This window comes from Microlunatus sp. YIM B11417, assembly GCF_059617205.1.
This window is the reverse complement of record NZ_JCAMPJ010000008.1, coordinates 99,242-125,202: the sequence shown is the minus strand read 5'-3', so window position 1 is coordinate 125,202 and position 25,961 is coordinate 99,242. Positions and strand designations below refer to the sequence as shown.

The following is a 25,961-nucleotide window of genomic DNA, read 5'->3' as shown; positions in this document are numbered from 1 at the left end:
GCCGGCGCCAGGTGACGCGCGGCGAAATCCGGGATCGTCAATACAAGGGAGCCAAGACCGCCGTGGGCTTGATGGATAGGTTGCTGCGGGTCGGCGAGGGCAAGACGCTGCGCCGGCTCAAGGCGATTGCCGACTATGTCACGAAGATCGAACCCGACTTCGAGGAGATGTCGGACGAGGAACTGCGCTCCCAGACCGACGAGTTCAAGAAACGCCTCGAGGACGGCGCCAGCCTGGACGACCTGATGCCGGAGGCCTTCGCGACCGTTCGCGAGGCCAGCCGGCGGGTGCTCGGCAAGCGGCACTTCGACGTGCAGCTGATGGGCGGCGCGGCGCTGCATCTCGGCAACATCGCGGAGATGAAGACCGGTGAGGGCAAGACCCTGGTCGCGGTGCTGGCGTCGTACCTGAACGCGCTCAGCGGCAAGGGCGTGCACGTCGTCACCGTGAACGACTACCTGGCCAAGACCCAGTCCGAGCAGATGGGCCGGATCCACCACTTCCTCGGCCTCGAGGTCGGCGTCATCCTCTCCGGGCTGACGCCCGCCGAGCGGCGGAAGGCGTACGCGGCGGACATCACGTACGGCACCAACAACGAGTTCGGCTTCGACTACCTGCGCGACAACATGGCGCTCCAGCTGAGCGACTGCGTGCAGCGTGGGCACCACTTCGCGATCGTGGACGAGGTCGACTCGATCCTCATCGACGAGGCGCGGACGCCGCTGATCATCTCGGGCCCGGCCGAGGACAGCCACGAGTGGTATCCGCAGTTCGCCAAGCTGGTCGACCGGCTGCGCCGCGACGAGCACTACGAGGTGGACGAGAAGAAGCGCACGGTCGCGATCCTCGAGACCGGCATCGAGGTGGTCGAGGACCGGCTCGGCATCGAGAACCTGTACGAGTCCGCGAACACGCCGCTGATCTCGTACCTGAACAATGCGCTCAAGGCCAAGGACCTGTTCAAGAAGGACAAGGACTACGTCGTCGTCGACGGCGAGGTGCTGATCGTCGACGAGCACACCGGCCGGACGCTGGTCGGGCGCCGCTACAACGAGGGCCTGCACCAGGCGATCGAGGCCAAGGAGAAGGTGCAGATCCGCGAGGAGTACCAGACCCTCGCCACGATCACGCTGCAGAACTACTTCCGGATGTACAGCAAGCTGGCCGGGATGACCGGCACGGCGATGACCGAGGCGGCGGAGTTCCAGAAGATCTACGGCCTCGGCGTGGTCCCGATCCCGACCAACGAGCCGATGATCCGCGAGGACCAGCGCGACTACATCTACCGGACCGAGGAGGCGAAGTTCGCCGCCATCGTCGAGGACGTGGTGGAGCGGCACGAGCAGGGCCAGCCGATCCTGATCGGCACCGCCTCGGTGGCCAAGTCGGAGATCCTGTCCGCGCTGCTGAAGAAGGCCGGCGTCAAGCACGAGGTGCTGAACGCCAAGCAGCATGATCGCGAGGCCGCGATCGTCGCCATGGCGGGCCGGAAGAAGGCGGTCACGGTGGCCACCAACATGGCCGGCCGCGGCACCGACATCATGCTCGGCGGCAACCCGGAGTTCATGGCCGACAAGCAGCTGCAGGACAAGGGCATCGACCCGGTCGAGCACTCCGAGGAGTACGAGAAGCTCTACCCGGAGGTGCTCGAGGAGCTCGAGGAGGCCACGAAGTCCGAGCACGACGAGGTGGTCGAGCTCGGCGGCCTCTACGTGATCGGTTCGGAGCGGCACGAGTCGCGGCGGATCGACAACCAGCTCCGCGGCCGGTCCGGCCGGCAGGGCGACCCGGGCGAGAGCCGGTTCTACCTGTCGCTCGGCGACGACCTGATGCGGCTGTTCAAGTCCGACATCGTGGAGTGGGTGCTGCAGGCGCTCAAGGTGCCCGACGACCAGCCGATCGAGAACAAGCGGGTGTCGTCCTCGATCGCCAGCGCGCAGGCGCAGGTCGAGTCGCAGAACTTCGAGACCCGGAAGAACATCCTCAAGTACGACGACGTGATGAACCGGCAGCGGCATGCCGTCTACGGGGACCGGCGGAAGGTGCTCGAAGGCGCCGACGTCGAGCAGCAGCTGCGCAACACGGTGGACACCGTGGTCGAGCAGTACGTCACGAATGCCACCGAGGGCTTCGCCGACGAGTGGGATCTGGAACAGCTCTGGACCAACGTCAAGACGCTCTACCCGGTCTCGCTGAAGATCGAGGACTACGACACCGAGGACCTCGACCGGCAGACGCTGATCGACGACTTCAAGGCCGACGCCGCCGCCGCGTACGACAAGCGCGAGGAGGAGCTCGGCGCCGAGGTGATGCGGGAGCTGGAGCGGCGGGTGCTGCTCACGGTGCTGGACCGCAAGTGGCGGGAACACCTCTACGAGATGGACTATCTGCGCGAGGGCATCGGTCTGCGCGCGATGGCGCAGCGCGATCCGCTGGTCGAGTACCAGCGCGAGGGCGGCGCGATGTTCAACGCGATGATGGCCGCCTTCATGGAGGAGGTCGTCGGCTTCGTCTTCCACATCGAGGTCGAGGTCGAGCCGGCCGCGAAGGTCGGCGTCGCGACCGACGCCCAGGGCGCGCCGGTGCAGGTCGGCTCGGGCCAGAACGGTTCGGGTCAGAACGGTGCCGGCCGGACGAACGGCAAGGGCAAGACCCGGGGCAAGGCGAAGGCGAAGCCGCGGATCGAGTCCGGGCCGGACCCGGACGGACCGGGCGTCGAGGTGAACCGGGTCGAGGAGCCGACCAACGAGGAGCTGGCCGCTGCGACGGCCGCCGAGCTGGCCGAGTCCGAGGACGCCAAGGAGCCGGAGACGGTCGGGGCGAGCGGTCGGCCGCAGCTGCGCGGCAAGGGCCTGGACGGGGGCGGCCGGTCGCGGCAGCTGTCGTACTCCGGGTCGAACACCGACGGGAGTTCCCGGACGGCGAAGAAGGCCGAGGACGACCCGTACGCGAACGCGTCCCGGAACGCACCGTGCCCGTGCGGGTCCGGCAAGAAGTACAAGCTGTGCCACGGCCGGTCCAGCGCGCAGCGCTGAACCCCGGTCAGCGCAGCCGCAGGTCGGTGACGAGCCAGCGGTCATAGATCACCTCCAGGCGTAGCGCGACCGGAATCGATGCCGGTCCGATCCGCACGTGGACGGCGGCCTCGGCGACCAGACCGGCCGGGTGCTGCGCCCGGGCCGACTGCACCCAGGCCTGCCATACCGGTCGGCCGCGCGGGATCGTCGACACCAGGCCTGGCCGGGTCGCGAGCCCGGCCAGCCGGTCGAGTTGATCATCGTCGAGCCACCGGGACAGCTGCCCGAGCGGCCGCCGGCCCCGGATCACCTCGACCGCGGCCAGCGCCAGCGAGGCGGACCAGGTGGCCGCATCCGGCACGCGCGGGTCCGGCGTCACCTGCCACCGGCAGCTGTCGTCCTCGACCGTGATCACGGCCGGCCCAGGCTGCTCCGGCCAGCCTGGCGCGTCGAGCAGGCTCGGCTGGCCGGACGGCACCGGGAGCGGGCGGGTCAGCGCGGCGAACCAACCGATCGCGGGCGGCCGGGATTCGACCGCCGGTAACAGACGTGGGCCTGACATGCCGTCACCCCACCCCAACCCGCAGCCCACGTCCACCCCCATCCGCCGACCGGTCAGAAAAGCAGCGGTTCTGGCGGCGTGTCGCTGCAGAACTGACCGGTCGATGCGTCAGGGATGGGCAGTTCGGCCCGATGACGAACGATCGTCACCATCCCTCGTTAGGGTGATCGCCATGGTGACCGCCGAACGCGAAGCGATGACCTGGCCCATCTTCGGTACGGCGAGCCGTGCGCTGGCCGCCTCGGTGGCCGAGAGCGGGTTCCGGCCCGACATCGTGCTCGGCATCTCACGCGGCGGGCTGATCCCGGCCGGCGCGCTGGCGTACGCGCTGGACTGCAAGAACCTGTTCACGATCAGCGTCGAGTTCTACACCGGGATCGACGAGCGGCTGGACGTGCCGGTCATGTTGCCGCCGTTCCTCGACGCGACCGACCTGGACGACGCGACGGTGCTGGTCGTCGACGACGTGGCGGACACCGGGAAGACGCTGGAACTCGTGCACGACTTCTGCAGCGGCCATGTCGCAGAGGCGCGGACCGCCGTGCTCTACCGGAAGTCCCAGTCGATCGTCGAACCGGACTACGCGTGGGCGACGACGGACCACTGGATCACCTTCCCGTGGTCCGTCGAGCCTCCGGTCGTCAGCCGCGGCGGCGCCGCCGAGTCCTGACGCTCGCGGACCACGGACAGGTTCGGGCGCCTTCCTAGCGACGACCCAGCACGACGTCGGTCAGCAGCGCGTTGAACTTCGCCGGTTCCTCGAACGGGACCATGTGAGCCGACTGCTCGAACCAGTGCAGCTCCTTCGCTGGTGCCTCGATCGCTTCGAAGTACTCCACCGCGAGCTGGGCGGGCGTGTTGTGATCTTGCCGCCCCACCGCGAAGTAGACCGGAACCTCGAACGTGCGGGCCGTGCGCCGCAGATCGACCGCGAGCAGCTCGTCCAGCAGGCAGGCGAACGAGAACTCCTGCGCGGCCGCCGAGATCTCGCCGAAGTACTGTTCACGAAGCTGCGGGTCGACGCCGTCGAACAGCGCCCCGGTGTCACCGTGGGTCTGGCCACCGAATCGGTCGAGCCAGCCCCGTTGCACCACGAGATCCGCGAACGTCAGCCCACCTGACGGGGTGTACCGGCCCTCGATCGCTCGCAGCGCGCTGACCGCCTCGTGGTTCTCCGCCTCGATCGCTCGACGCAGGGTGAAGCCGTACGACAGCTGCTCGTTGCGCAACCCGGCCACGAGCTGACCCACGCTGATGAACGCGTGCACCCGTGCCGGGTGCTCGCTGGCGACCGTCGCGCCGATCAGGCTGCCCCACGAGTGGCCGACGAGATAGAGCTTGTCCTGGCCGAACCGGGCGGTCAGCCAAGCGATCAGCTCGAGTGCGTCGGCGACGAACTGGCGGATCGTCATCGATTCGACGGGGATGGTGCCCGAGTAGGACAGGCCCGCGCCGCGCTGATCCCAGTGGACGACCAGGAAGTGTGCCTCCAGGTCGGCGTTGTACGTGGAGAACAGGGGCATCTCCGCGAAGCCCGGGCCGCCGTGCAGGATCAGCAACAACGGATTGCGGGCATCGGCGCCTCGAACGACGATCTGCTGCTCAAGCCCGCCGAGCGTCACTCGCTGTTGCACGTCCACGGGTTCGTTCACGTCGCGCCTCCCCTCGGGCTAGACGGCCAGCGACGACCGGATGCTGTAGCGGGCCGCGTGGTAGATGTGCCGGCCGTACTCGACCAGCCGCCCCGAGTCGTCGTACGCCAGCCGGTCCGCGGTCAGGCAGGCCAGCGGCGGCATCGCGCCGAGCAGGTCCGCCTCCTCCTCGCTGGCCAGCCGCGCCCCGACCCGCTGGTGCGCCAGCTTGAGGTTCACCCCGGCCCGGCGCAGGCACGGGTAGAGGCCGTGCCGTTCCAGGTCCTCCGGGTCGAGCTCGATCCGGGCCGGCAGGTAGTTGGCCAGCACCGCCAGCGGGAGGTCGTCGGCCAGCCGCAACCGCCGCAGCTGCAGATACGGCTCGCCGGCCGGCAGCGACACCCGCTGCGCGATCTCGTCCGGCAGCGGCGCGATCCGGAAGTCGAGCAGCCGGGTGGCCGGAGTCTTGCCGGCCTCGATCAGATCGTCGTACAGGCTGGACAACCGTTCGTCGCGACTGAACTTGGACCGCACCACCTGGGTGCCGACGCCGCGCTTGCGGACCACCAGGCCCTTGTTGACCAGTTCCTGGATCGCCTGCCGGGCGGTCGGCCGGGAGACGCCGAGCCGGTCGGTCAGCGAGAGCTCGTTCTCCAGCCGGTCGCCGTCGGCCAGTTCGCCGGTCGCGATGGCGCGCTCGATCGCGCGGGACAGCTGGAGATACAACGGCTCGGCCGCGGACCGGTCCAGCGTGATGTCGAGGCGGCGGCCGACCATGGCTGACATCGTAAGCCTGCTCAGCCGACGTCGACCCAGGATTTCTGCTCGATGGAACGGCTCAGCGCCGCCGCGACCCGGGCCGCCGCGACGGCGTCGATCATGGTCGCGCCGGTCTCGTTGCCGGTCCGGATCGCGGTGATCAGGCGGTGCAGCTCGATCACCTTGAGATCGTCGTACGACAGCGCGATGCCCGGCGCCGGCTGGAACGCGCCGAGGTCGCCGGCCTCCGGCCCGACCAGCACGGTGCGGTACGCGGCGCCGGCCCGGCCGCCGTCCAGACAGACCTCGAGCTCGCCCATCCGGCGGAAGTCCCAGGCCAGCGCGCCCTCGGTGCCGCGCACCTCGATGCCGTACCGGCACTGATCGCCGACCGAGGTCCGGCAGGACTCGAGCACCCCGCGGGCCCCGCCGGCGAACCGCAGCAGGGCGGACAGGTAGTCCTCGTTCTGGACCGGGCGGGACGGCCCGCTGCCCTGGGCGAAGTGGGAGGTCGAGGAGCCCGCCTCCGGCCGGTCGGCGATGAAGATCGCGTCGTCGGCGATCACCGACTCGATCTCGCCGACCAGGTAACGACCAAGATCAACTCCATGGCAGACCAGGTCGCCCAGCACGCCGCTGCCGGAGAGCGCCTGGTCGAACCGCCAGGAGAACGCGCCGCCGGGGTCGGCGGAGTAGTCGGCCAGCATCCGGATCGACACCATGGTGACCCGGCCCAGCCGGCCGTCCATGATCAACTCCCGGGCCGCCTCGACGGCCGGCGGGTAGCGGTAGTTGAAGCCGACCGCCGACCGGACCCCCGCGGTCGCGACCGCGTCCGCGATCGCCGTCGTCTCGGCAAGATCACGGCCAGCCGGCTTCTCCAGCCAGAGATGCCGGCCGCTGCGGGCCACCGCCGTCCCGACCTCCTCGTGCAGGAAGTTGGGCGTGGTGACGCTGATCAGGTCAAGATCATCGCGGGCCAGCAGTTCGCGCCAGTCGCCCAGCACGGTGTCCACTCCGTAGCCGGCGGCGAGCCGCCGGATCCGTTCCCCGTCGCCGATCTCGGCCACCGCGACCAGCTCCGGTGCCGGCAGGTCGGGGTAGTGCTGGGTCAGCCGGCGGTAGGCCCGCGCGTGCACCTGACCCATCCAGCCGAAACCGATGATCGCGGCGCGGACGGGGGAGTCGGCAGAAGTCATGGTGATCAGTCTCGGTCATCCACCGCAGCCCGGGTAGTACGGTGGTCGCCAGACAGAACGCACCCTGAGCCTGTCGAAGGGACTGGCCGGTCGGGCTCGCCCTTGGACAGGCTCAGGGACCGAAGGGCGGGAGGTGTGATGCCGCAACGGCTGAAGCCCGAGGAGGTGTCGGTTCTCGCGCTCGATACGGCGCGGGCGCCGGGGCACATCGGGACCGTGGACATCTTCGCCACGGACGGCGACGGGTTCAACTACGAGCGGCTGATCGGGCTGATCCGGGAGCGGCTCGCCTACGTCCCGCGCTACCGGCAGCGGCTGCGCTTCCTGCCGGCGAACCTGGCCGGTCCGGTCTGGGTGGACGACGAGCACTTCGACCTCACCTTCCACGTCCGGCGGTCCGCGCTGCCGCGGCCGGGCACGATGGAGCAGCTGCGCGAGTTCGTCGGCCGGGTGCTGGCCCGCCGGCTGGACCGGTCCCGCCCGCTCTGGGAGGTCTATCTGGTCGAGGGACTGGCCGGGAACCGGTTCGCCCTGGTGGCCAAGTCGCACCTGCTGCTGATCGACGGGGTGGACGGAGTCGATCTTGGTCAGGTGCTGCTGGAGGACGAGCAGGACCCGCCGCCGGACGGGTTCGGCAGCGCCAACTGGCACCCGGTCCCGGAGCCGTCCGACGCCGAGCTGTTGATCAACTCCGTGCTGGACGGGGTACGGAATCCGGAGCTGGCCGTGGAGAACGTCCGCGGCGCGCTGACCGGCGCCCTCGGCACGGCGATCGCGATCGGCGAGGCGGTCGGCGGCATCGCCGGGGCACTCGGCGAACTGGCCGGCGACGCGCTGCGCGGGACCCGCCCGCCGAGCACGTCGCCGCTGACCGGGGTGCTGTCCGAGCAACGCCGCTACGCCGGGGTGTCGCTGCCGCTGGCCGACCTGCGCAAGATCAGGGCCGAGCATGATCACACCGTCAACGACGTGATCCTGGCCGTGATCGCCGGCGGGCTGCGCTCCTGGCTGATGGCCCGCGGCGAGCCGGTCAGCCCGCAGACCGTGGTCCGGGCGGTGGTGCCGATGAGCGTCACCGAGGACGACGGCGAGCCGACCTCGCTGGGCAGCCAGGTCGCGCCGCACGTGCAGCCGCTGCCGGTGGGGGAGCCGAACCCGCTGATCCGGCTGCACCAGATCGCGTACGCGACGCAGGCGCACAAGGACACCGGCCGCGCGGTCGACGCGCGCACCCTGACCGACATCGCCGGCTTCGCACCGACCACGATCCATGCGCTCGGCGTCCGGGTCGCCGGCGAGGTGATCCGGGCCCGGCACGACCTGTTGATCACCAACGTGCCCGGACCGCAGCGGACCATGTACGCGGCCGGTGAGCGGCTGGTGGCGAGCTACCCGGTGCTGCCGCTGACCGCCGGGCACCTGCTGGCCATCGGCGTGACCTCCTACGACGGCGAGGTGTTCTTCGGGCTGACCGCCGACCGGGACGCGATCAGCGATCTGGACGTGCTGACCCAGTCCCTGGTCGACGCGCTGGCCGAGCTGAGCGAACTGACCGAGGCCCGGCAGCGGGGCGAGGCATGATCGTCTACGTACCGGCGACGGTGGCCGAGGCCGCCGCGCTGCGGGACGGCGGCACGCTGCCGGACCGGCGCGGGTCCGCGGTGACACCGGCCCTGCTCAGCGCGGCCGGGTTCACCCCGAAGGACGCCGAGGACGCCGGCTACACCGCGCTCTGTCACGCCGGCGTGCAGGCGCTGCTGGCCGGCCCGGACCAGGTCGGCGAGCGGCGGCTGGTGCTGGCCGCCGATGCGGACGGGGCGCGGGATCTCGACGACCCGTACGGCGCGGTGGCGGTGACCGGGCTGACCTGGGACCGGGTCTGGGCGCTCTACCTCGACGAGCCGGAGGCGGCCGCCGCCGTCCGGAAGGCCGCGGCCGCGGTCCGGCCGGGGGAGCCGGTCGCCGACGCGATCGACCGGGCCGAGGTCGGCGCGCTGCTCGATGATCATGATCTGCTCTGGTACGACCCGACCGAGCTGGACCGCCTGTCCTGAAGCCCGTTCGGCCCGTCTGTCAGGATTACGGACATGGTCGAGCAGCAATCGGACGCCGAGCAGCGGATCGTCAGCGTCCGCGACGTGGCCGCGCTGGCCCGGGTCTCGCCGACCACGGTGTCCAACGTGCTGTCCGGCAACCGTCCGGTGGCCACGGCCACCCAGGACCGGGTCCGGCAGGCGATCGAGGAGCTCGGCTACCGGCCGAACCTGAGCGCGCGCAATCTCCGGCTGCGCCGGGCCGGGCTGATCGCCCTGGCGGTCCCGGAGATCGACGTCCCGTACTTCGCCGAGCTGGTCCGGCTGATCGTGCAGGCCGCCCGCCGCCGCGGCTACACGGTGCTGATCGACCAGACCGAGGGCGACGCCGAGGCCGAGCGGTTCGTGCTGGGCGGGATGAACCCGGGCATGGTCGACGGCATCCTGTTCAGCCCGCTGCGCACCGACCGGGCCGAGTTCGAGCAGCGCCGGGACCGGACCCCGCTGGTCCTGCTCGGCGAACGGATCACCGGCCGCGGCATCGACCACGTCGGGATCGACAACGTCGCCGCCGCGACTGCGGCCACCCGCCATCTGGCCGGGCAGGGCCGGCGCCGGATCGCGGCCCTCGGCCACCAGAACCGCAGCGGTACGGCAGCGCTGCGGACCGAGGGCTACCGGCAGGCCCTCGACGAGGCCGGGCTGGGCTACGACGAGGACCTGGTCGTGGTCACCCGCGGCTACCACCGGACCGACGGGGCGGGTGCCGTCCGGCACCTGCTGGAGCACGGCGATCCGCCCGACGCGCTGTTCTGCTACAACGACCTGATCGCGCTCGGTGCCCTGCGCGCCCTGCACGAGGCGGGGCTCCGGGTGCCCGAGGACGTGGCGGTGGTCGGCTTCGACGACATCGACGACGGCCGCTACAGCACGCCGACGCTGTCCACGGTGGCGCCGGACAAGGCCGGGATCGCCGAGGCCTCGCTCGACCTGCTGCTGGCCCGGATCACCGACCCGGCCGCCGAGCCGAGTCAGCTCACGGTCCCGTACACGCTGGAGGTCCGGGAGAGTTCCAAGCCAACCTGAGACCTGGATATCGATCAATTCGTCGATCTAATCTTGAAGGTTGCCGCGAGACGGTCGTTGACCGTCGCCGGATCAGCCTGTCATATTGTTCGATGTGGCGAACAATAGAGGTCTTGCCGCCGGTGTACGGGACGTCAACTCGGCCGCCCTGCTGGACGCCGTCCGGCGCGACGGCCCGACCACCAGAACGGAACTGCTGCAGCGGTCCGGCCTGAGCAAGGCCACCGTATCGGTGATCGTCGGCGAGTTGCTGGAACGCGGCCTGATCAAGGAGACCGGCCGGCTGCAGCAGGGCCGGGGCCGGAGCCGGGCAGTGCTGGAGTTCGACCCGGCGGCGCGGACGGTGGTCGGTGCGCAGCTGAACGACGAGGTCTGCGAGTACGTCCTGACCGACCTCTACGGCAACCCGTACCACCGGCACCGGGTGCCGCTGCCCGGCACCGACCCGGACCGGGTCCTGGCGGCGGTCGCCGACGGCTTCCGGACGGTACGGGACGCGGCGAGCTCACCGGTCGTCGGCCTCGGGCTCGGCACCCCTGGCAATGTCGACCGGGACGGCCGCCGGGTCGTCGTCGCGCTCACCCACGGCTGGCAGGACCTGCCGGTCGCCGACCGCCTCGAAGATCAACTCGAGATCCCGGTGGTGATCGCCAACCGCGCCAAGGTGGCCGCGCTCGGCGTGATCGGGCACGGCCAGCCGGACGGCCCGCAGGACCTGATCTACGTCTATCTCGGCTCCGGGATCATCGCCGGCATCGTGATCGACCGCCGGCTCTACTTCGGCCGGGACGGCAGTGCCGGCGACATCGGCCACGTCACGGTCCGGGCCGACGGCGAGCTGTGCAGCTGCGGCAACCGCGGCTGCCTGCACACGTACGCGTCGCAGGAGGCGATCCTCGGTGCCGTCCGGTCCCGGCTCCGGGAGGCCGACCGGCCGGAGGATTCGATCTTGTGGCAGCGGATCGACGGCGCGCTGGCCTCGCTCACCGTACCGATCCTGGCCGAGGCGGCCGCGAGCGGCGACCCGATCGCACTCGCCGCGGTGGATCAGGTCGGCGGCAGCCTGGGCCTGGTGATCGCCAACCTGATCAACACGCTGAACCCGGACTCGGTGATCATCGGAGGGCCGACCGCCAGCCTCGGGCCTCCGCTGCTGGCCGCGATCGAGGGTGAGGTGCGCCGCCGCGCGCTCGGCGAGTCCCGGCGCGACCTCCAGCTTTCCCTGACCAGCGAGGAGAACGGACCGGCCGGAGCCGCCGCGCTCTGGCTCAGCCGCCACCTCGACGACAGCTACTCCCTGAACCGCATCCTGTCCGACGAACTCGAGGGGACCCCATGATCAACTTCGGCGTGGCCATCGTCGGCTGCGGCGGGCTGGGCGCGACCCATGCCCGCTGCATCGCCGAGATCGACGGCCTGCAGACGATCGCGTACTGCGACATCGACCAGGCCCGTGCCGACGCCATGGCGGCCGAGTTCGGCGGCTACGGCACGACCGAGTTCGACCGGATCCTGGCCGACGACGACGTCAAGATCATCTACGTGACCACCCAGCACGACAGCCATGCCGACCTCTGCTGCCGGGCCCTGGCCGCCGGGAAGCACGTGATGGTGGAGAAGCCGCTGGCGATGACGCTGGAGCAGTGTCTCCAGGTGCGCGAGGCCGCCGCGGCCTCGGACGCGATGCTCATGGTCGCGTTCAAGATGCGCTACTACGAACTTCTGGCCAAGGCCCGAGAGCTGATCGGCGACCCGCTCATGATCAGCATGCAGCTGATGGACGTCCGCTGGGGTGATCAACTCTGGGCCAACGACCCGGTCCGCGGCGGCGGCAACGTGCTCGCCCAGGGCTGTCACGCGACGGACCTGATCCGGTTCCTGGCCGGCCGAGACCCGATCGAGGTGTACGCGACGGGCGGCAACTTCTACCAGCCGACCGGCGTGGTGGACAACCTGTCCGCGGTGTTCCGGTTCGACGGCGACGTGGCCGGCAACTGGATCCAGGGCGACAGTGACACGCCGCAGGTGACCAGCAAGTTCTTCCTGCAACTGTTCGCGGAGGGCCGCGCGGTCACTCTGACCGACCGGCTGACCACGCTGGTCTACACCGAGGGTGGCCAGGAGAGGCTGCGGCTCCGGGGCACCGAGTCCGGCTTCCACGAGGAGAGCCGGGACCTGCTCCGGGCGCTCCGCGAGGACGCGCCGTCGCCGGTCGATGTCACCGACGGGCTGTACGCGACCGTGATGACCCTGCAGGCGATGGCCTCGACCCGGTCGCACCGGCCGGAGCCGATCCGCTCCTTCGTGGAGTCATCGGCTTCCTGAACCTGTCAGTGGAATCGGGCAGACTGGCCCCATGCCTCGTTCAATCTGGAAGGGCGCGATCTCCTTCGGCCTGGTCACCATCCCGATCAAGCTGTATTCGGCGACGGAGGAGAAGGACGTCAGCTTCCGTCAGGTGCACCCCGAAGACGGGGGCCGGATCAAGTATCGCCGGGTCTGTGAGAAGTGCGACCAGGAGATCCCGTTCGCGGAGATCGCCAAGGGGTACGAGACGGCCGACGGCCGGATGGTGATCCTCGAGAAGGAGGACTTCGACGCGCTGCCGCTGACCACGACCAAGTCGGTCGAGGTGGTCCAGTTCGTGGCGGAGGACGAGGTCGACCCCACCTACTTCGCGAAGACGTACTTCCTGGAGGCGGACGGGCCCGGCGTGAAGCCGTACGTGCTGCTCCGGGACGCCTTGATCCAGAGCGGGCAGAGCGCCGTGGTCAAGGTCGCGCTGCGCTCCCGGGAGGCGATCGCGCTGATCCGGCCCAAGGACGGCGTGCTGTTGATGCACACGATGCTCTGGCCGGACGAGTTGCGCGACGGCGCGTTCGCGGCGCCGCCGGCCGAGGTGACCGTCTCGGAGGCCGAGGTGGACATGGCGCGCTCGTTCATCGACGCGCTGTCCGGCGAGTTCGACCCGTCCCAGTTCACGGATGCGTACCGGGAGGCGATCGAGGAGCTGGTCCAGTCGAAGCTGGACGGGGTCGAGCTGCCGGTCGAGACCGAGGCGCCGGAGGAGGCCGAGGTGGTCGACCTGGTGGCCGCGTTGCGGGCGTCGGTCGAGGCGGCCAAGAAGCGGCGTGAGGGAGCGGAGGAGAAGAAGGCGATGTGAGTTCGGCGGGGCGGCCGAACCGCGTCGTGGCGAATGATTCCCGGCGACAAGGTCCCGGCGCGATCCGTGGAGTAGCCTCGCGGCCGTGGACGCCGTAACTTTTGTGCCCGATCCGGTCAACGAACCGGTCCGCAGCTACGCCCCGGGAAGCCCCGAGCGAGAGTCCCTGGTCGCCCGCCTGACCGAGTTGGCCGACGCCGGGCCGGTCGACCTGCCGGCCGTCATCGGCGGCGAGGCGCGGACCCCCGGCGGGGCTGCCTTCGAGGTCCGGATGCCCTCCGACCACGGCCACCTGCTCGGCCGTTCGGCGGCGGCGAGCCAGGCCGACGCCACTGCCGCCATCGAGGCCGCCCAGCGGGCCCGGCATGACTGGGCCGCGGCGAGCTTCGACGACCGGGCCGCGGTCTTCCTGCGCGCGGCCGACCTGCTCGCCGGGCCGTGGCGGGACACCGTCAACGCGGCCACCATGCTGGGCCAGGGCAAGACCGTGCAGCAGGCCGAGATCGACTCGGCCTGCGAGTTGATCGACTTCTGGCGATTCAACGTCTCGTTCGCCCGGAAGTTGATCGAGCAGCAGCCGAACAGCTCGCCGGGTGTCTGGAACAGGACCGACTACCGGCCGCTGGACGGCTTCGTGTACGCGATCACGCCGTTCAACTTCACCGCCATCGCGGGCAACCTGCCCACCGCGCCGGCCCTGCTCGGCAACACGGTGCTGTGGAAGCCGAGCCCGACCCAGCAGTTCGCCGCCCACTTCACCATGGAGCTGCTGCGGGCAGCGGGCCTGCCGGCCGGTGTGATCAACCTGCTGCCCGGCGACGGGATCGACGTCTCCGCGGTCGCGCTGCACCACCCGGACCTGGCCGGGATCCATTTCACCGGTTCGACGGCGACGTTCCAGAAGCTGTGGGGGACCGTCGGCACCAACCTGCCGCGCTACCGCGCCTACCCGCGGATCGTCGGCGAGACCGGCGGCAAGGACTTCGTGGTGGCGCACGCCAGCGCCGACCCGGACGTGCTGCGGACCGCGCTGATCCGGGGCGCCTTCGAGTACTCGGGGCAGAAGTGCTCCGCCGCGTCGCGCGCCTATGTCGCCCGCAGCGTCTGGGACAAGATCAAGACCGACCTGATCGAGCAGACCGAGGCGCTGCCGGTCGGCGACGTCCGCGATCTCGGCAACTTCACCTCGGCGGTGATCGACCAGCGCTCGTACGCCAAGCAGGTGGCCGCGATCGAGCGCGCCCGCGGCGACGCCGCCACCGAGATCCTGGCCGGCGGCCGGACCGACGACTCGACCGGCTGGTACGTCCGACCGACCCTGATCGCCTCGACCGACCCGCGCAACGAGATCTTCACCACCGAGTACTTCGGCCCGATCCTCGGCATCCACGTGTACGAGGACGACGCCTACTCCGCGACGCTCGCCGAAGTCGACCAGGCGGCACCGTACGGGCTGACCGGGGCCGTGATCGCCGACGACCGGGCCGCGGTCGCCGAGGCCGCCCGGGCGCTCCGGTTCTCGGCCGGCAACTTCTACGTCAACGACAAGCCGACCGGCGCGGTCGTCGGCCAGCAGCCGTTCGGTGGCTCCCGACGCTCCGGTACCAACGACAAGGCCGGCTCGCCGTGGAACCTGATCCGCTGGGTCAGCCCGCGGTCGATCAAGGAGACCCTGGTCCCGCCGACCACGCACGGTTACCCGCACCAGGGCTGAACCGGTCCGGACCGGTCAGCCCGCAATGGCCAGCCAGGGGCGGAGCTTGTCGGGGTTGCGGACCGCCCAGATCCGGGTGACCCGCTCCTCGGCGACCTGGAAGGAGAAGACGGTCGCGATGACGCCGTCCTGCTCGGCAACCAGGCCGGGCCGGCCGTTCACGGTGCGCTCCAGGATCGCGGTGCCGGTCGAATACCGGACCAGGTCCCGGTAGAGCCGGGCGATCGGCACGGCCCCGTGCAACGGGTCCGGCAGGGCGGGCACGACGCCGCCGCCGTCACCGGTGGCGACCGCGTCCGGGTCGAGCAGCCCGACCAGGGCGCGCAGGTCCTGGGCCTGCCAGGCCCGGCGGAACCTCCGCACGACCCGGGCCTGCTGCGCGGTCGGTGCCGCCGCGGCCCGCGCGTCGGCGACCCGGCGCCGGGCCGTCGAGGCGAGCTGCCGGCAGGCTCCGGGCGTCCGGCCGGTCACTTCGGCCACATCGGCGAAGCTGAACCGGAACACGTCGTGCAGCACGAAGGCGACCCGCTCCGCCGGCGACAAGGCCTCCAGCACCACCAGGAACGCCATGCTGACCGACTCGTCGAGGGTGATCCGGTCGGCCGGGTCGGCGGTGGCGTTCGGCCCGCGGTCGGTCCACTCCGCCGGCTCGGGCAGCGGCTCCGGCAGCCACTGGCCGACGTAGCGCTCCCGGCGGACCCGCGCGGAGCGGAGCTGGTCGAGGCAGATCCGGCTGGTCACCGTGCTCAGCCAGGCACCCGGCTTCTCGATGCCGGCCCGTTGACCGGCCGGGAGGGCGTACCAGCGGGCGAGCGCGTCCTGCACCGCGTCCTCGGCATCGGCCAGCGACCCGAGCAGCCGGTAGGCGATGTTGATCACCTGCCGCCGCCCGTCGAGCAGCGCGTCCAACTCCTCGTCCGCAGCAGCGTCGTTCACCTGCCCGACCTCCGTCCTCTCACTGGACCGACGAGACATCCGGCCGGGATGTGACCGGACCGGCCGGACAGACATTTCGCACCGGTACGTCGTCGGACCGCCGAGACCGACCATCGAGCGAAGGAGACATGATCATGACCAACCTGGACGAGCTCGCCGACCGGCTGGCGATCGAGGCGTTGCGGGTCGAGTACACCGACGCCGCGACGGAACGCGATCTTGACCGGCTGATCGCGCTGTTCACCGAGGACGGGATCTACCGGATCCCGGACGCCGGCGTCGAACACGTGGGCCGGGACCGGCTCCGGGCCGGGCAGTCGCAGCTGGCCTCGGCCTGGGAGTTCTTCGTGCAGGACACCCATCAGGGCACGATCCGGTTGGAGGGCGACACCGCCACCGGCCGGGTGCCGACCTTCGAGCTCGGCCGGCTCCGGGACGGCCGCTCGATGGTCAACTACGGGACGTTCCACGACCGTTACCGGCGGACGGCGGACGGTTGGCGGTTCGCCGAACGGGAGTATCGGATCCGCTACTTCGACCCGACCCCGCTGGCCGGCGGGCCGGACGTGGGGCTCGCCGAGCCGGCTCCCGAGACTGCGCCGACCGGTTCGGGTCGTTGACGGACTGCTGTCGAACGCGCACCGAGCCCGTCGAAGTGCCGAGCCCGATCATGCCTTGCCCTTCGACCGGCTCAGGGGTCGGGTCGGCCACGACCTTCCTGGCGGTCCGGGCGGCCCGCACCCAACGGCGCAGGTCGGCCGGTTCGACGAAGTCCAGCGTGCCGGGCTCGGCGCCGAGGACCCGGTGCAGGGCCTCGACGTAGGCGGCCGCCTGGGCCTCGACGGCGCGCGCCGAGCTGTGGCCGTCGGCGAGGTCGATCAACAGCCGGGCGATCCGGTCCGAGCACTCCTGGAGCAGCGAGATCACCACCCGGGCGGTGGGTTCCGGCGCGGTCACCGTGAAGCTGCCGTCGGCGCGGCCGTCCGTGATGATCATGGTCAGCAGCGGCAGCAGCCGCTCCGCCATGCCGGCCCGGGCGGTGGTCTGGACGATCGCGTTGTCCTCGCTGTACAGGCCGCGGAGCACGCTGATCAAGAAGCTGCGGTCCTCGGCCTTGATCATGGCCAGGGCGCCGAGCACCGTCCGCAGCCGCTCGGCGGCCGGAGCCGAACCCTGGGCCAGCGGTGCCAGGGTGGCCTCCCAGCGGTCCAGCCGGCGGTCGAGCAGGGCGGCCAGGACGTCCCGCTTGGAGGTGAAGTAGTGGTAGAGCGCGCCCTTGGAGATCCCGGCCTCCGTCATCAGGTCGGTGATCGCCAGGCTCTCGTACCCCTTGGTGATCATGAGGCGGTCGGCGACGTCCAGGATCGCGTCCCGCTTGCGCCGGAACACCTCGTCGTCGCGGCTGCGTGCCATCGCCACCGGTCCTCTCTGCAATAAACCGACCGTCGGTCTATTAATAGCAGCGGTCGACGCCGAGGACAAGATGATCACCGCGACCCGGGCCGGGCGACGGCGAAATCGCGTTGCCCGGCCGGCCCGCGCCTGGCACGATCGCGACCGTGTCCCACACCCAGGAACCGAGCGGCGACGGCGGCTTCGATCTCGGGCCGGTGCCCGACCGGCCGCCGATCGGCGACGACGTGGTCCGTCGGCTGATCGACTCCCAGTTCCCGCAGTGGTCGGAGCTGCCGATCCGGCGCGTCGCCGAGGAGGGATGGGACAACCGGACCTTCCACCTGGGCGACGGTCTCTCGGTGCGGCTGCCCAGCGCGGAACCGTACGCGCTCGCCGTGATCAAGGAGCACCATTGGCTGCCGATCCTGCGGCCGCAACTCCCGCGGCCGATCCCGGAGCCGGTCGCACTGGGCGAGCCGGGAGCCGGCTATCCGCACCCCTGGTCGGTGTATCGCTGGCTGCCCGGTACGCCGGCCGAGCGCGACCAGATCGCCGACCTGACCGCGTTCGGTTCGGAGCTGGGCGATTTCCTCGCGGCCCTGCAGGCGGTCGACCCGACGGACGGTCCCGGACCGGGGCTGCACAACTGGTACCGCGGCGGGCCGCTGACCACGTTCTCCTCGATGGTGGAGGGCGATCTGCCCGTCCTGCCCGGCGAACTGGCCGAGCCGGTCCGAGCCGTCTGGGCGTCGGCGCTGGCGGCCGACTGGGATCGCCGCCCGGTCTGGTTCCACGGCGACATCGCGGCCGGCAACCTGCTGCTGCGCGACGGTGGCCTCGGTGCGGTGATCGACTTCGGCACCTGCGGCGTCGGCGACCCGGCCTGCGACCTTGCGGTGGCCTGGACCCTGCTCGACCGGCCCAGTCGGGCCGCGTTCCGGGACCGGCTCGGCGTGGACGACGCGACCTGGGAGCGCGGTCGGGGCTGGGCACTCTGGAAGGCCCTGTCGGGCGTCGCGTGGGCGATCCGCGACGGCGACGAGGCGCCGGACAGCCGGCGGACCCTGGACGAACTCGTCGCCGAGCTCTGACCTTTTTGCCGGTATGGCAACCGGACTTGCTTGATCGGCGAGGTCGGGCGACGCTGGACGGCATGGAGACGACGAAGGCGGCCGACCTGGCCGCACACTGGGAAGCCCACTACGGAGCCACGGAGCGGGTCTGGTCCGGCCGGCCGAACCAGACCCTGGTCGAGGTGGTGTCCGAGCTGTCCGCCGGGCGCGCGCTCGACCTCGGCTGCGGCGAGGGCGGCGACGTGATCTGGCTGGCCGGCCGCGGCTGGCGGGTGACCGGCGTGGACGTGTCGTCGATCGCGATCGACCGGGCCCGGGCCGCCGCGAGCGCGGCCGGGATCGCCGACCGGATCGACTGGGTGGTGGCCGACCTCGGCTCCTGGGTCGGCGAAGGCCCGTACGACCTCGTGACGGCGTCCTTCTTCCACTCGCCGGTGGAGCCGGACCGGGCCGGGGCACTGCGCCGCGCGGCCGCTCTGGTCGTGCCCGGCGGGCGGCTGTCGATCATCTCGCATGCGGGCGCGCCGTCCTGGGCCGGCCATCATGATCATGCCGACCACCGGTTCCGCAGCCCGGCCGAGGAGATCGCCGATCTCCGGCTCGCACCGGGTGAGTGGACCGTCGAGCTGTCCGAGACCCGGCAGCGGTCGGTGACCGACCCGGAGGGCCGGCCGGCGACGCTGGACGACACGGTCGTCCTGCTCCGCCGGAACTGATCAGGCGGAACTGATCAGGCGGGCGTTGCCAGCCATTCCGAACCGACCTTCTGCTGGACGTCGAACCCGGCCAGCACGGCCGGCGCCGCGGCCTGCTCGAGTTTCCTGCCCAGCAAGGGGATCGAGACCTTCAGCTCGCCGGTCAGCTCGATCACCGTGCCGGGACCGCCGGGGGACAGGGCGAGCCGGCCGTTCATCTCGACCGGCTGGCCGGGCACGTTCAGCGTCACCGTTGCGGTCCTGGAGCCGTCCGGCCCCGCCTCGCCCCACTCGATCCGCTCCTGCACGGTCAGCGTCGGGCCGGTGAACCGGGCCGCGATCTCGGGCGCGGGCAGGGTCCGGCTGGTGTGCGTGGTCAGGCCGTCCACGGACGCCTCGTACGCCTCCGCGTGGCTGGCCTGGCAGACCCGCTCGAGGTAGGCCTGATCGGTGACCATGGTGAACACGCGGTCGGGGTCGGCCGTGAATTCGACCCGGGCAGAGATCTCCATGACCGGGAGTCTTTCACGACCCGAGAGTCGCGGTCACGACACCGGGCAGTCCGGCTCTCCGTCGCCGACCAGGTAAGGCAAGGCTTGGTAACATTCCGGGTCATGGTGCTCACCCGCCGGGCCGCGCTCGGTATGACGGGACTTGCCGGATTCGCCGCGATGGTCGGCGGTTGTGCGTCACCGGGTGGTGAGGCGGCCGATGCCGGCGGGACCCGTACCGTGGAACATCCGTTGGGCACCGCGGAGATCCCGGCCCGGCCGCAGCGGGTGATCGCGCTGGACGCCGGCGCGGGGCTGCAGACCTCGCTCGAGGCGGGCGTGCCGCTGATCGCCGCCGAGACGCTGGCCGGCGAGACCGCGATCCCGGACTACCTGCCGAAGCCGCCGGAGGGCTTCCAGCCGCTCGGCTTCAACGAGATCGACCTGGAACGGCTCACCGCGCTCGCGCCGGACCTGATCATCGGCAGCCGGAGCCGGGTCGAGGAGCTCTACCCGCAGCTGACCAAGATCGCGCCGACCGTCGCGTACCTGAACACGGCGGACCGGGTCCGCTGGCGCGACACCGCCCTCACCGTGGGCGACCTGCTCGGCGCGCGGCCGGAACTGGAGCGGCGGCTGACCGGCTTCGACGCGGCGGTGCGGGAGTTCACCGACCAGCACGGCGAGGCGCTGCGGCAGCGGTCGGTCGCCCTGGTCCGGTTCACCGCCGAGGAGGTACGGATCCTCACCGGCGTGATCTTCCCGTCCGACCTGCTCGCCCAGCTGGGCGTCCGGCGGCCCGCCTCGAACGAGCCGGAGGAGGCCGACGCCACCTACATCTCGCTGACCCGCGAGACCGTACCGGTGCTGGCCGACGCCGACACCATCCTCTACTTCAGCGGCGGTGGTGGCTTCGCCAAGGAGTCGGGCGAGCTGTTCGCCGAGGTCACCGAGGGCCCGCTCTGGCGCCGGCTGCCGGCCGTCAAGGCCGGCCGTGCCCACCAGGTGAACGCGCTGAACTGGTGGGACGGCTACTCGACCTCCGCCGCCCAGGCCTGCCTCACCGAACTCGCGCCCCTGCTCTGAGCCCGGCGACGACCGGAGTGGATTTCCGCCGCGACTGACCGGCGGAAATTCACCGCAGTCTGGCTTCCGAGGCACCTCACCGTCATAAGTGCTGCGACACGCTCCCGCTCCGGCCGTAGATGTGACGGGTCGGCGAAACAGATGGGGGAGGATTACAGTCTGGGTAAGACCACCCTTGAGGGTGGTACGACGAACAGGTGAACAAGGGCGGTGCGGTGACAACATTCGAGGTCGAGCTCGAGCGGGAGAAAGCGGCGAAGATCGCTCGACTGGCCGAACGGGGGGCGACGATCGGGGCCAAGTTCGGCCACGATGCCGAAGCCGTCCGTGGCTTCCTGACCCACTACTTCCGGCACGTCGACGCGGTCGACATCGACGAGCGCAGCACCGAGGACCTGCTCGGCCTCGTGGTCAGCCACTTCCGGCTCGCCACCGACCGGCCGCCGTCGCGCGCGGTGATCACGGTCCGCTCCCCGAACGAGGCCGGCGCGCCGGCGCCCGAGCAGGGCGGCTGGACCACCGGCGGCACGACCGTCGTCCAGATCGTCACCGACGACCGGCCGTTCCTGGTCGACTCGGTGACGATGGAGGTGCTCCGGCAGGGCTGGAGCATCCGCGAGGTGTTCCACCCGCAGTTCACCGTCCGGCGCACGCTGGCCGGAAGCTTGATCGACATCGTCCGCGACTCCGAGGCGCAGCGGGACCCGAGCGTGATCGCCGAGTCCTGGATGCACCTGGAGATCCTGCCGCCGGCGCCGGCCGGGCAGGACGGCGATCCGGTCGAACGCCTCGTCGAGGGACTGCACGAGGTGCTCCGGCTGGTCGACGAGGCCGTCGCCGACTGGCGCAAGATGGTGCAGCGGTCCACCGAGACGATCGGGATGCTGAACGAGCTGGACGCCGACGAGCAGCCGGAGGCGGCTCGCGCCCGGGAGTTGCTGCAGTGGCTCAACGACGGCCAGTTCTCCTTCCTGGGCTACCGCGAATACACCTACGTCCCCGGTGATCAGCCGACCTACCGGCCGGTCCCGGCCACCGGCCTCGGCATCCTGCGCGCCGACACCGACGCTCCGGACACGTTCCACGCGCTGCCGCTGGCCGGCCGTGGCCGGCCGGTCCTGATGGTGATCACCAAGGATGATCATCGTTCCCGGGTGCACCGGCCGGCCTACCTCGACTACATCGGCATCCGCACCTTCGCCGACGACGGTACGGTCACCGGCGAGCGCCGCTTCCTCGGGCTGTTCGCCTCGACCGCGTACTCGGAGGCGGTGACCAGGGTCCCGGTGCTGCGCCAGAAGGCCAAGGAGATCCTGCGCCGGTCCGGCTACCACCCGGACAGCCACGGCGGCAAGGCGATCATGGACGTGCTCGACTCGTACCCGCGCGACGAGCTGTTCCAGTCCTCGATCGCCGAGCTCTACCAGACCGTCGAGAAGGTCGCGCACCTCAAGGAGCGCCGCCAGGTCCGGCTGTTCGTCCGCCGGGATCCCTACGGTCGTTACGTTTCCTTCCTGGTCTACCTGCCTCGCGACCGGTACACGACGGCGGTCCGCAGCCGGATGCAGCAGACCCTGCTGCACACCTTCGACGGCGACTCGATCGACTACACGGCCCGGGTCAGCGAGTCGGTGCTGGCCCGGCTGCACTTCGTGATGCGGATGCGGGTCGGCACCACGGTCGGCGAGATCGACGTCCGTTCGCTGGAACGCGAACTCACCGCGGCGACGCGATCATGGAACGACGAGTTCGCCGACCTGCTGGTCGGCGGCCAGGGCCAGCCGGCGCTGTCCACGCTGGTCGGCGCGCTGCCGGAGGGCTACAAGGAGGAGTACGAGCCGCGCCAGGCGATCATGGACCTCGATGCGCTGAACGGCATCGACCCGTCGATCGGCATGTCGATGGTGGTGTACGCCCCCGACGACGATGACGACCCGGCCGACCTGCGGCTCAAGATCTTCCGGCTGGAGCCGCTGTCGCTGACCAAGGTGCTGCCGCACCTGTCCGTGCTCGGCGTCGACGTCGTGGACGAACGGCCGTTCGAGCTGCAGCTGGCCGGTGATCAACGCGCCTTCATCTACGACTTCGGGCTGACCATCCCGGGCGGCCGGGAGGGCCGGGTCCGGTGGTCGCGGGAGGCCCGGCACCGGTTCACCGACGCCTTCGCCGCGTCGTACCTCGGCGAGAGCGAGCACGACGACTACAACGCGCTCGTGATGGGCGCCGGGCTGACCTGGCAGCAGGTCGCCGTGCTGCGGGCGATCGGCCGCTACCTGCGGCAGGCCGGCTCGCCGTACAGCCAGACCTACATCGCCCGAGCGCTCGCGGCGAACGTGGATCTCGCCCGCGGCCTGAGCCGGCTGTTCGAGGCCAAGTTCGAACCGGTCGCCGACGGCGAGCGCGATGATCATCAGGTTCGGACCGCCCGGGTCACCGAGCTGACCGAGCAGCTGACCGCCGCGCTGAACGACGTGGCCAGTCTTGATCATGACCGGATCGTCCGGTCCTACCTCGCCGTGATCGGCGCCATGATCAGGACGAACGCGTTCCAGCCGAACCGGGACGCGCTCGCGTTCAAGGTGCTGCCGCGCAAGATCGACGATCTTCCCGAACCGCGGCCCGCGTACGAGATCTTCGTCTACTCGCCGCGGCTGGAGGGCGTCCATCTCCGGTTCGGCGCGGTCGCGCGCGGCGGGTTGCGCTGGTCCGATCGCTCGGAGGACTTCCGGACCGAGATCCTCGGCCTGGTCAAGGCGCAGATGGTGAAGAACACGGTGATCGTCCCGGTCGGCGCCAAGGGCGGCTTCGTCTGCAAGCGACTGCCCGATCCGTCGGACCGGGACGCCTGGCTGGCCGAGGGGACCGCCTGCTACCGGCTGTTCATCTCCAGCCTGCTCGACGTCACCGACAACATCGTCGACGGCGCCGTGGTGCCGCCCCGCGACGTGATCAGGTACGACGCCGACGACCCGTACCTGGTGGTCGCCGCGGACAAGGGCACCGCCACGTTCTCCGACGTGGCCAACGCGATCTCGGTCGACCGCGGCTTCTGGCTCGGCGACGCGTTCGCCTCCGGCGGCTCGGCCGGCTACGACCACAAGGCGATGGGGATCACCGCCCGCGGCGCCTGGGAGTCGGTCCGCCGGCACTTCCGTGAGCTGGGCCTGGACTGCCAGGCCGAGGATTTCACGGTGGTCGGCATCGGCGACATGAGCGGCGACGTGTTCGGCAACGGCATGCTGCTCAGCCGGCACATCAAGCTGGTCGCGGCCTTCGACCACCGGCACGTCTTCCTCGACCCGAACCCGGACCCGGCGGTCAGCTTCGCCGAGCGGGAACGGCTGTTCCGGCTGCCCCGGTCGAGTTGGGCGGACTACGACGCGTCCCTGATCTCGCCGGGCGGCGGGATCTTCCCGCGCACCATGAAGTCGATCCCGATCACGCCGGAGATCAGGGCTGCTCTCGGCCTGAAGGCCAAGACCGAGCACCTGACGCCGAGCGAGTTGATCAGTGCCTGCCTGCGGGCGCCGGTCGACCTGCTCTGGAACGGCGGCATCGGCACCTATGTGAAGGCGACCTCGGAGACCAACGCCCAGGTCGGCGACAAGGCCAACGACGGGCTGCGGGTGAACGGCGCCGAGCTGCGGGCCCGCTGTGTCGGGGAGGGCGGCAACCTCGGCCTGACCCAGCTGGGCCGGATCGAGTACGCGTCGACGAAGAACGCCCACACCGGCGAGTACGGCAAGATCAACACCGACTTCATCGACAACTCGGCCGGCGTGGACACCTCCGACCACGAGGTCAACATCAAGATCCTGCTGCAGGCGGAGATCGCGGCCGGCCGGCTCGCCGAGGCGGACCGGGATCCCTTGCTGGCCTCGATGACCGACGAGGTGGCCGACCTGGTGCTGGCCAACAACATCGAGCAGAACCTGGCTCTCGCCAACGGCGTCCACCAGGCCTACTCGATGGCCGGCGTGCACGAGGACTGGATGGAGCGGCTGGCCGACGAGGGACACCTGGACCGCGACATCGAGTTCCTGCCGGGGACCGAGGAGATGGCGCAGCGGCGGGGTGACAAGCGCGGCCTCACGGCGCCGGAGCTGTCGGTGCTGATGGCGTACACCAAGATCGTTCTGGAGGAGCAGATCACGGCGTCCGACCTGCCGGACGACCCGTACCTGACCGAGAAGTTGATCACCTACTTCCCGTCCGAGCTGCGGGAACGGTACCGGGAGCAGATGTCCGGGCACCGGCTGCACCGGGAGATCGTGGCGACCGTCGTGGTGAACGACTTCGTCAACATCTCCGGCACCACCTGCTATCACCGGTTGTCGGCCGAGACCGGCGCCGGCGCGGCGGACCTGCTGCGGGCCCAGATCGCGGCCCGGGCGATCTTCGGCACCGACGAACTGCAGCGCGGGATCGCCGAGCTCGACTTCAAGGTCGCGGCGACCACCCAGACCGCGCTGCGGCTGGAGATCCGCACCCTGGTCGAGCGGGCGACCCGCTGGCTGGTGAACAACCGGCGCCGGCCGGTCGACATCACCGCGGCGGTCGACCAGCTCCGCGAGGGGGTCCGGCAGGTGACCGCGGCCGTGCCCGACCTGCTGGCGGAACGGGAGCTGAAGGCCTACCGGGACCGGCTGGAGAGCTACACCGCGGCCGGGGTGCCGGAGCATCTGGCCTCGGCGATCGCGGCGCTGCCGCCGGCCTACGCTGCGCTGACCATCGTGCAGACCGCGCGGCGCGATGATCATGATCTTGATCGGGTGGCCAGGCTGCACTTCCTGGTCGCGCAGCGGCTGGGGCTGGACCGGCTGCTCGGCCAGATCATCCGGCTGCCCCGGTCGGACCGGTGGCAGACGATGGCCCGGGCGGCGTTGCGGGACGACCTGCACACCGTGCACGCGCAGTTGACGGCTCTGGTGCTGGGCAGCGGTGGGGCCGAGCCGGAGTCGCTGCTGGAGGAGTGGGAATCGACCAATCCGCATGTCCGGGAGGTGGTCCGCGAGCTCCGGCTGGTCACCGAGGGCCGGTCGGACCTGGCCCGGATGTCGGTCGGCCTGCGGCTGGTCCGCTCGCTGCTGCCCGCTGCCGAATGATCGGCCAGGCACCCGG

20 protein-coding genes and 1 pseudogene are annotated in these 25,961 nt (G+C 70.7%); 14 read left to right on the top strand and 7 right to left on the bottom strand.

The genetic code is table 11. The features are described from left to right. Window positions 1–62 precede the first annotated feature (62 nt). Entirely contained in the window at window positions 63–3,035 is a 2,973-nt protein-coding gene (gene secA / locus AC6CCG_RS28095; protein ID WP_496658070.1) for a preprotein translocase subunit SecA, read from the top strand. A 7-nt stretch (window positions 3,036–3,042) separates the two neighbouring features. On the opposite strand, the gene AC6CCG_RS28090 is transcribed toward secA, so the two are convergent. Beyond that, complete coding sequence (locus AC6CCG_RS28090; RefSeq protein ID WP_496658069.1) at window positions 3,043–3,579, bottom strand: Rv3235 family protein; 537 nt, start codon at window positions 3,577–3,579, stop codon at window positions 3,043–3,045. Window positions 3,580–3,751: 172 nt separating this feature from the next. On the opposite strand from AC6CCG_RS28090, the gene AC6CCG_RS28085 reads away from it, so the two are divergent. After that, window positions 3,752–4,249, top strand: a complete 498-nt coding sequence (locus AC6CCG_RS28085; RefSeq protein WP_496658068.1) for a phosphoribosyltransferase — start codon at window positions 3,752–3,754, stop codon at window positions 4,247–4,249. Window positions 4,250–4,283: 34 nt separating this feature from the next. Here the strand turns inward: AC6CCG_RS28085 and AC6CCG_RS28080 are convergent, their stop codons facing one another. The 3 genes from AC6CCG_RS28080 to AC6CCG_RS28070 are packed head-to-tail and all read right to left on the bottom strand — an operon-like array spanning window position 4,284 to window position 7,168. Next, entirely contained in the window at window positions 4,284–5,231 is a 948-nt protein-coding gene (locus tag AC6CCG_RS28080; protein ID WP_496658067.1) for an alpha/beta fold hydrolase, read from the bottom strand. A gap of 18 nt (window positions 5,232–5,249) precedes the next feature. Then, a complete protein-coding gene (locus AC6CCG_RS28075) occupies window positions 5,250–5,987 on the bottom strand; it encodes a GntR family transcriptional regulator (protein WP_496658066.1) in 738 nt (245 codons plus the stop codon). A gap of 20 nt (window positions 5,988–6,007) precedes the next feature. After that, window positions 6,008–7,168 (bottom strand): Gfo/Idh/MocA family protein, encoded by a 1,161-nt coding sequence (locus tag AC6CCG_RS28070; RefSeq protein WP_496658065.1) that lies wholly within the window; start codon window positions 7,166–7,168, stop codon window positions 6,008–6,010. 138 nt (window positions 7,169–7,306) lie between these two features. On the opposite strand from AC6CCG_RS28070, the gene AC6CCG_RS28065 reads away from it, so the two are divergent. The 7 genes from AC6CCG_RS28065 (at window position 7,307) to pruA (ending at window position 15,164) form a co-directional block, all read left to right on the top strand. Continuing rightward, a complete protein-coding gene (locus AC6CCG_RS28065) occupies window positions 7,307–8,749 on the top strand; it encodes a WS/DGAT/MGAT family O-acyltransferase (protein ID WP_496658064.1) in 1,443 nt (480 codons plus the stop codon). Beyond that, window positions 8,746–9,222 (top strand): DUF6912 family protein, encoded by a 477-nt coding sequence (locus tag AC6CCG_RS28060; RefSeq protein WP_496658063.1) that lies wholly within the window; start codon window positions 8,746–8,748, stop codon window positions 9,220–9,222. The genes AC6CCG_RS28065 and AC6CCG_RS28060 overlap by 4 nt, the downstream gene beginning before the upstream one ends. Before the next feature lie 33 nt (window positions 9,223–9,255). After that, window positions 9,256–10,287, top strand: a complete 1,032-nt coding sequence (locus AC6CCG_RS28055; protein WP_496658062.1) for a LacI family DNA-binding transcriptional regulator — start codon at window positions 9,256–9,258, stop codon at window positions 10,285–10,287. Window positions 10,288–10,381: 94 nt separating this feature from the next. Next, a complete protein-coding gene (locus AC6CCG_RS28050) occupies window positions 10,382–11,626 on the top strand; it encodes an ROK family transcriptional regulator (RefSeq protein ID WP_496658061.1) in 1,245 nt (414 codons plus the stop codon). Beyond that, complete coding sequence (locus AC6CCG_RS28045; protein WP_496658060.1) at window positions 11,623–12,612, top strand: Gfo/Idh/MocA family protein; 990 nt, start codon at window positions 11,623–11,625, stop codon at window positions 12,610–12,612. Before AC6CCG_RS28050 ends, AC6CCG_RS28045 begins: the two co-directional genes overlap by 4 nt. A 31-nt stretch (window positions 12,613–12,643) precedes the next feature. Beyond that, entirely contained in the window at window positions 12,644–13,450 is an 807-nt protein-coding gene (ku, locus tag AC6CCG_RS28040; protein WP_496658059.1) for a non-homologous end joining protein Ku, read from the top strand. 85 nt (window positions 13,451–13,535) lie between these two features. Next, window positions 13,536–15,164, top strand: a complete 1,629-nt coding sequence (gene pruA / locus AC6CCG_RS28035) for an L-glutamate gamma-semialdehyde dehydrogenase (RefSeq protein ID WP_496658058.1) — start codon at window positions 13,536–13,538, stop codon at window positions 15,162–15,164. A gap of 15 nt (window positions 15,165–15,179) precedes the next feature. Here the strand turns inward: pruA and sigJ are convergent, their stop codons facing one another. After that, the gene (gene sigJ, locus AC6CCG_RS28030) at window positions 15,180–16,100 is read right to left on the bottom strand and encodes an RNA polymerase sigma factor SigJ (protein WP_496658057.1); all 921 of its coding nucleotides are present in this window, start codon (window positions 16,098–16,100) and stop codon (window positions 15,180–15,182) included. 128 nt (window positions 16,101–16,228) lie between these two features. Here sigJ and AC6CCG_RS28025 point away from each other — a divergent pair, with 128 nt between their 5' ends. Further along, window positions 16,229–16,720, top strand: a complete 492-nt coding sequence (locus AC6CCG_RS28025) for a nuclear transport factor 2 family protein (protein WP_496658056.1) — start codon at window positions 16,229–16,231, stop codon at window positions 16,718–16,720. A gap of 616 nt (window positions 16,721–17,336) precedes the next feature. Here AC6CCG_RS28025 and AC6CCG_RS28020 read toward each other — a convergent pair. Further along, window positions 17,337–17,513: pseudogene (locus AC6CCG_RS28020) on the bottom strand (helix-turn-helix domain-containing protein); the annotation flags it as partial. 146 nt (window positions 17,514–17,659) lie between these two features. On the opposite strand from AC6CCG_RS28020, the gene AC6CCG_RS28015 reads away from it, so the two are divergent. Both AC6CCG_RS28015 and AC6CCG_RS28010 read left to right on the top strand, forming a co-directional pair. After that, complete coding sequence (locus AC6CCG_RS28015) at window positions 17,660–18,586, top strand: aminoglycoside phosphotransferase family protein (RefSeq protein ID WP_496658055.1); 927 nt, start codon at window positions 17,660–17,662, stop codon at window positions 18,584–18,586. A gap of 62 nt (window positions 18,587–18,648) precedes the next feature. Next, window positions 18,649–19,284: a class I SAM-dependent methyltransferase gene (locus AC6CCG_RS28010; RefSeq protein WP_496658054.1), complete on the top strand. Its 636-nt coding sequence runs from the start codon at window positions 18,649–18,651 to the stop codon at window positions 19,282–19,284. 14 nt (window positions 19,285–19,298) lie between these two features. Here the strand turns inward: AC6CCG_RS28010 and AC6CCG_RS28005 are convergent, their stop codons facing one another. Next, window positions 19,299–19,775, bottom strand: a complete 477-nt coding sequence (locus AC6CCG_RS28005) for a DUF2505 domain-containing protein (RefSeq protein ID WP_496658053.1) — start codon at window positions 19,773–19,775, stop codon at window positions 19,299–19,301. A 102-nt stretch (window positions 19,776–19,877) separates the two neighbouring features. Between AC6CCG_RS28005 and AC6CCG_RS28000 the strand changes: the two genes are divergently transcribed. Together AC6CCG_RS28000 and AC6CCG_RS27995 are read left to right on the top strand one after the other, a co-directional pair. Beyond that, window positions 19,878–20,840, top strand: coding sequence for an ABC transporter substrate-binding protein (locus tag AC6CCG_RS28000; protein ID WP_496658052.1), 963 nt, complete (start codon window positions 19,878–19,880; stop codon window positions 20,838–20,840). Between the two features lie 215 nt (window positions 20,841–21,055). Then, complete coding sequence (locus AC6CCG_RS27995) at window positions 21,056–25,945, top strand: NAD-glutamate dehydrogenase (protein ID WP_496658051.1); 4,890 nt, start codon at window positions 21,056–21,058, stop codon at window positions 25,943–25,945. Window positions 25,946–25,961: the final 16 nt, after the last annotated feature.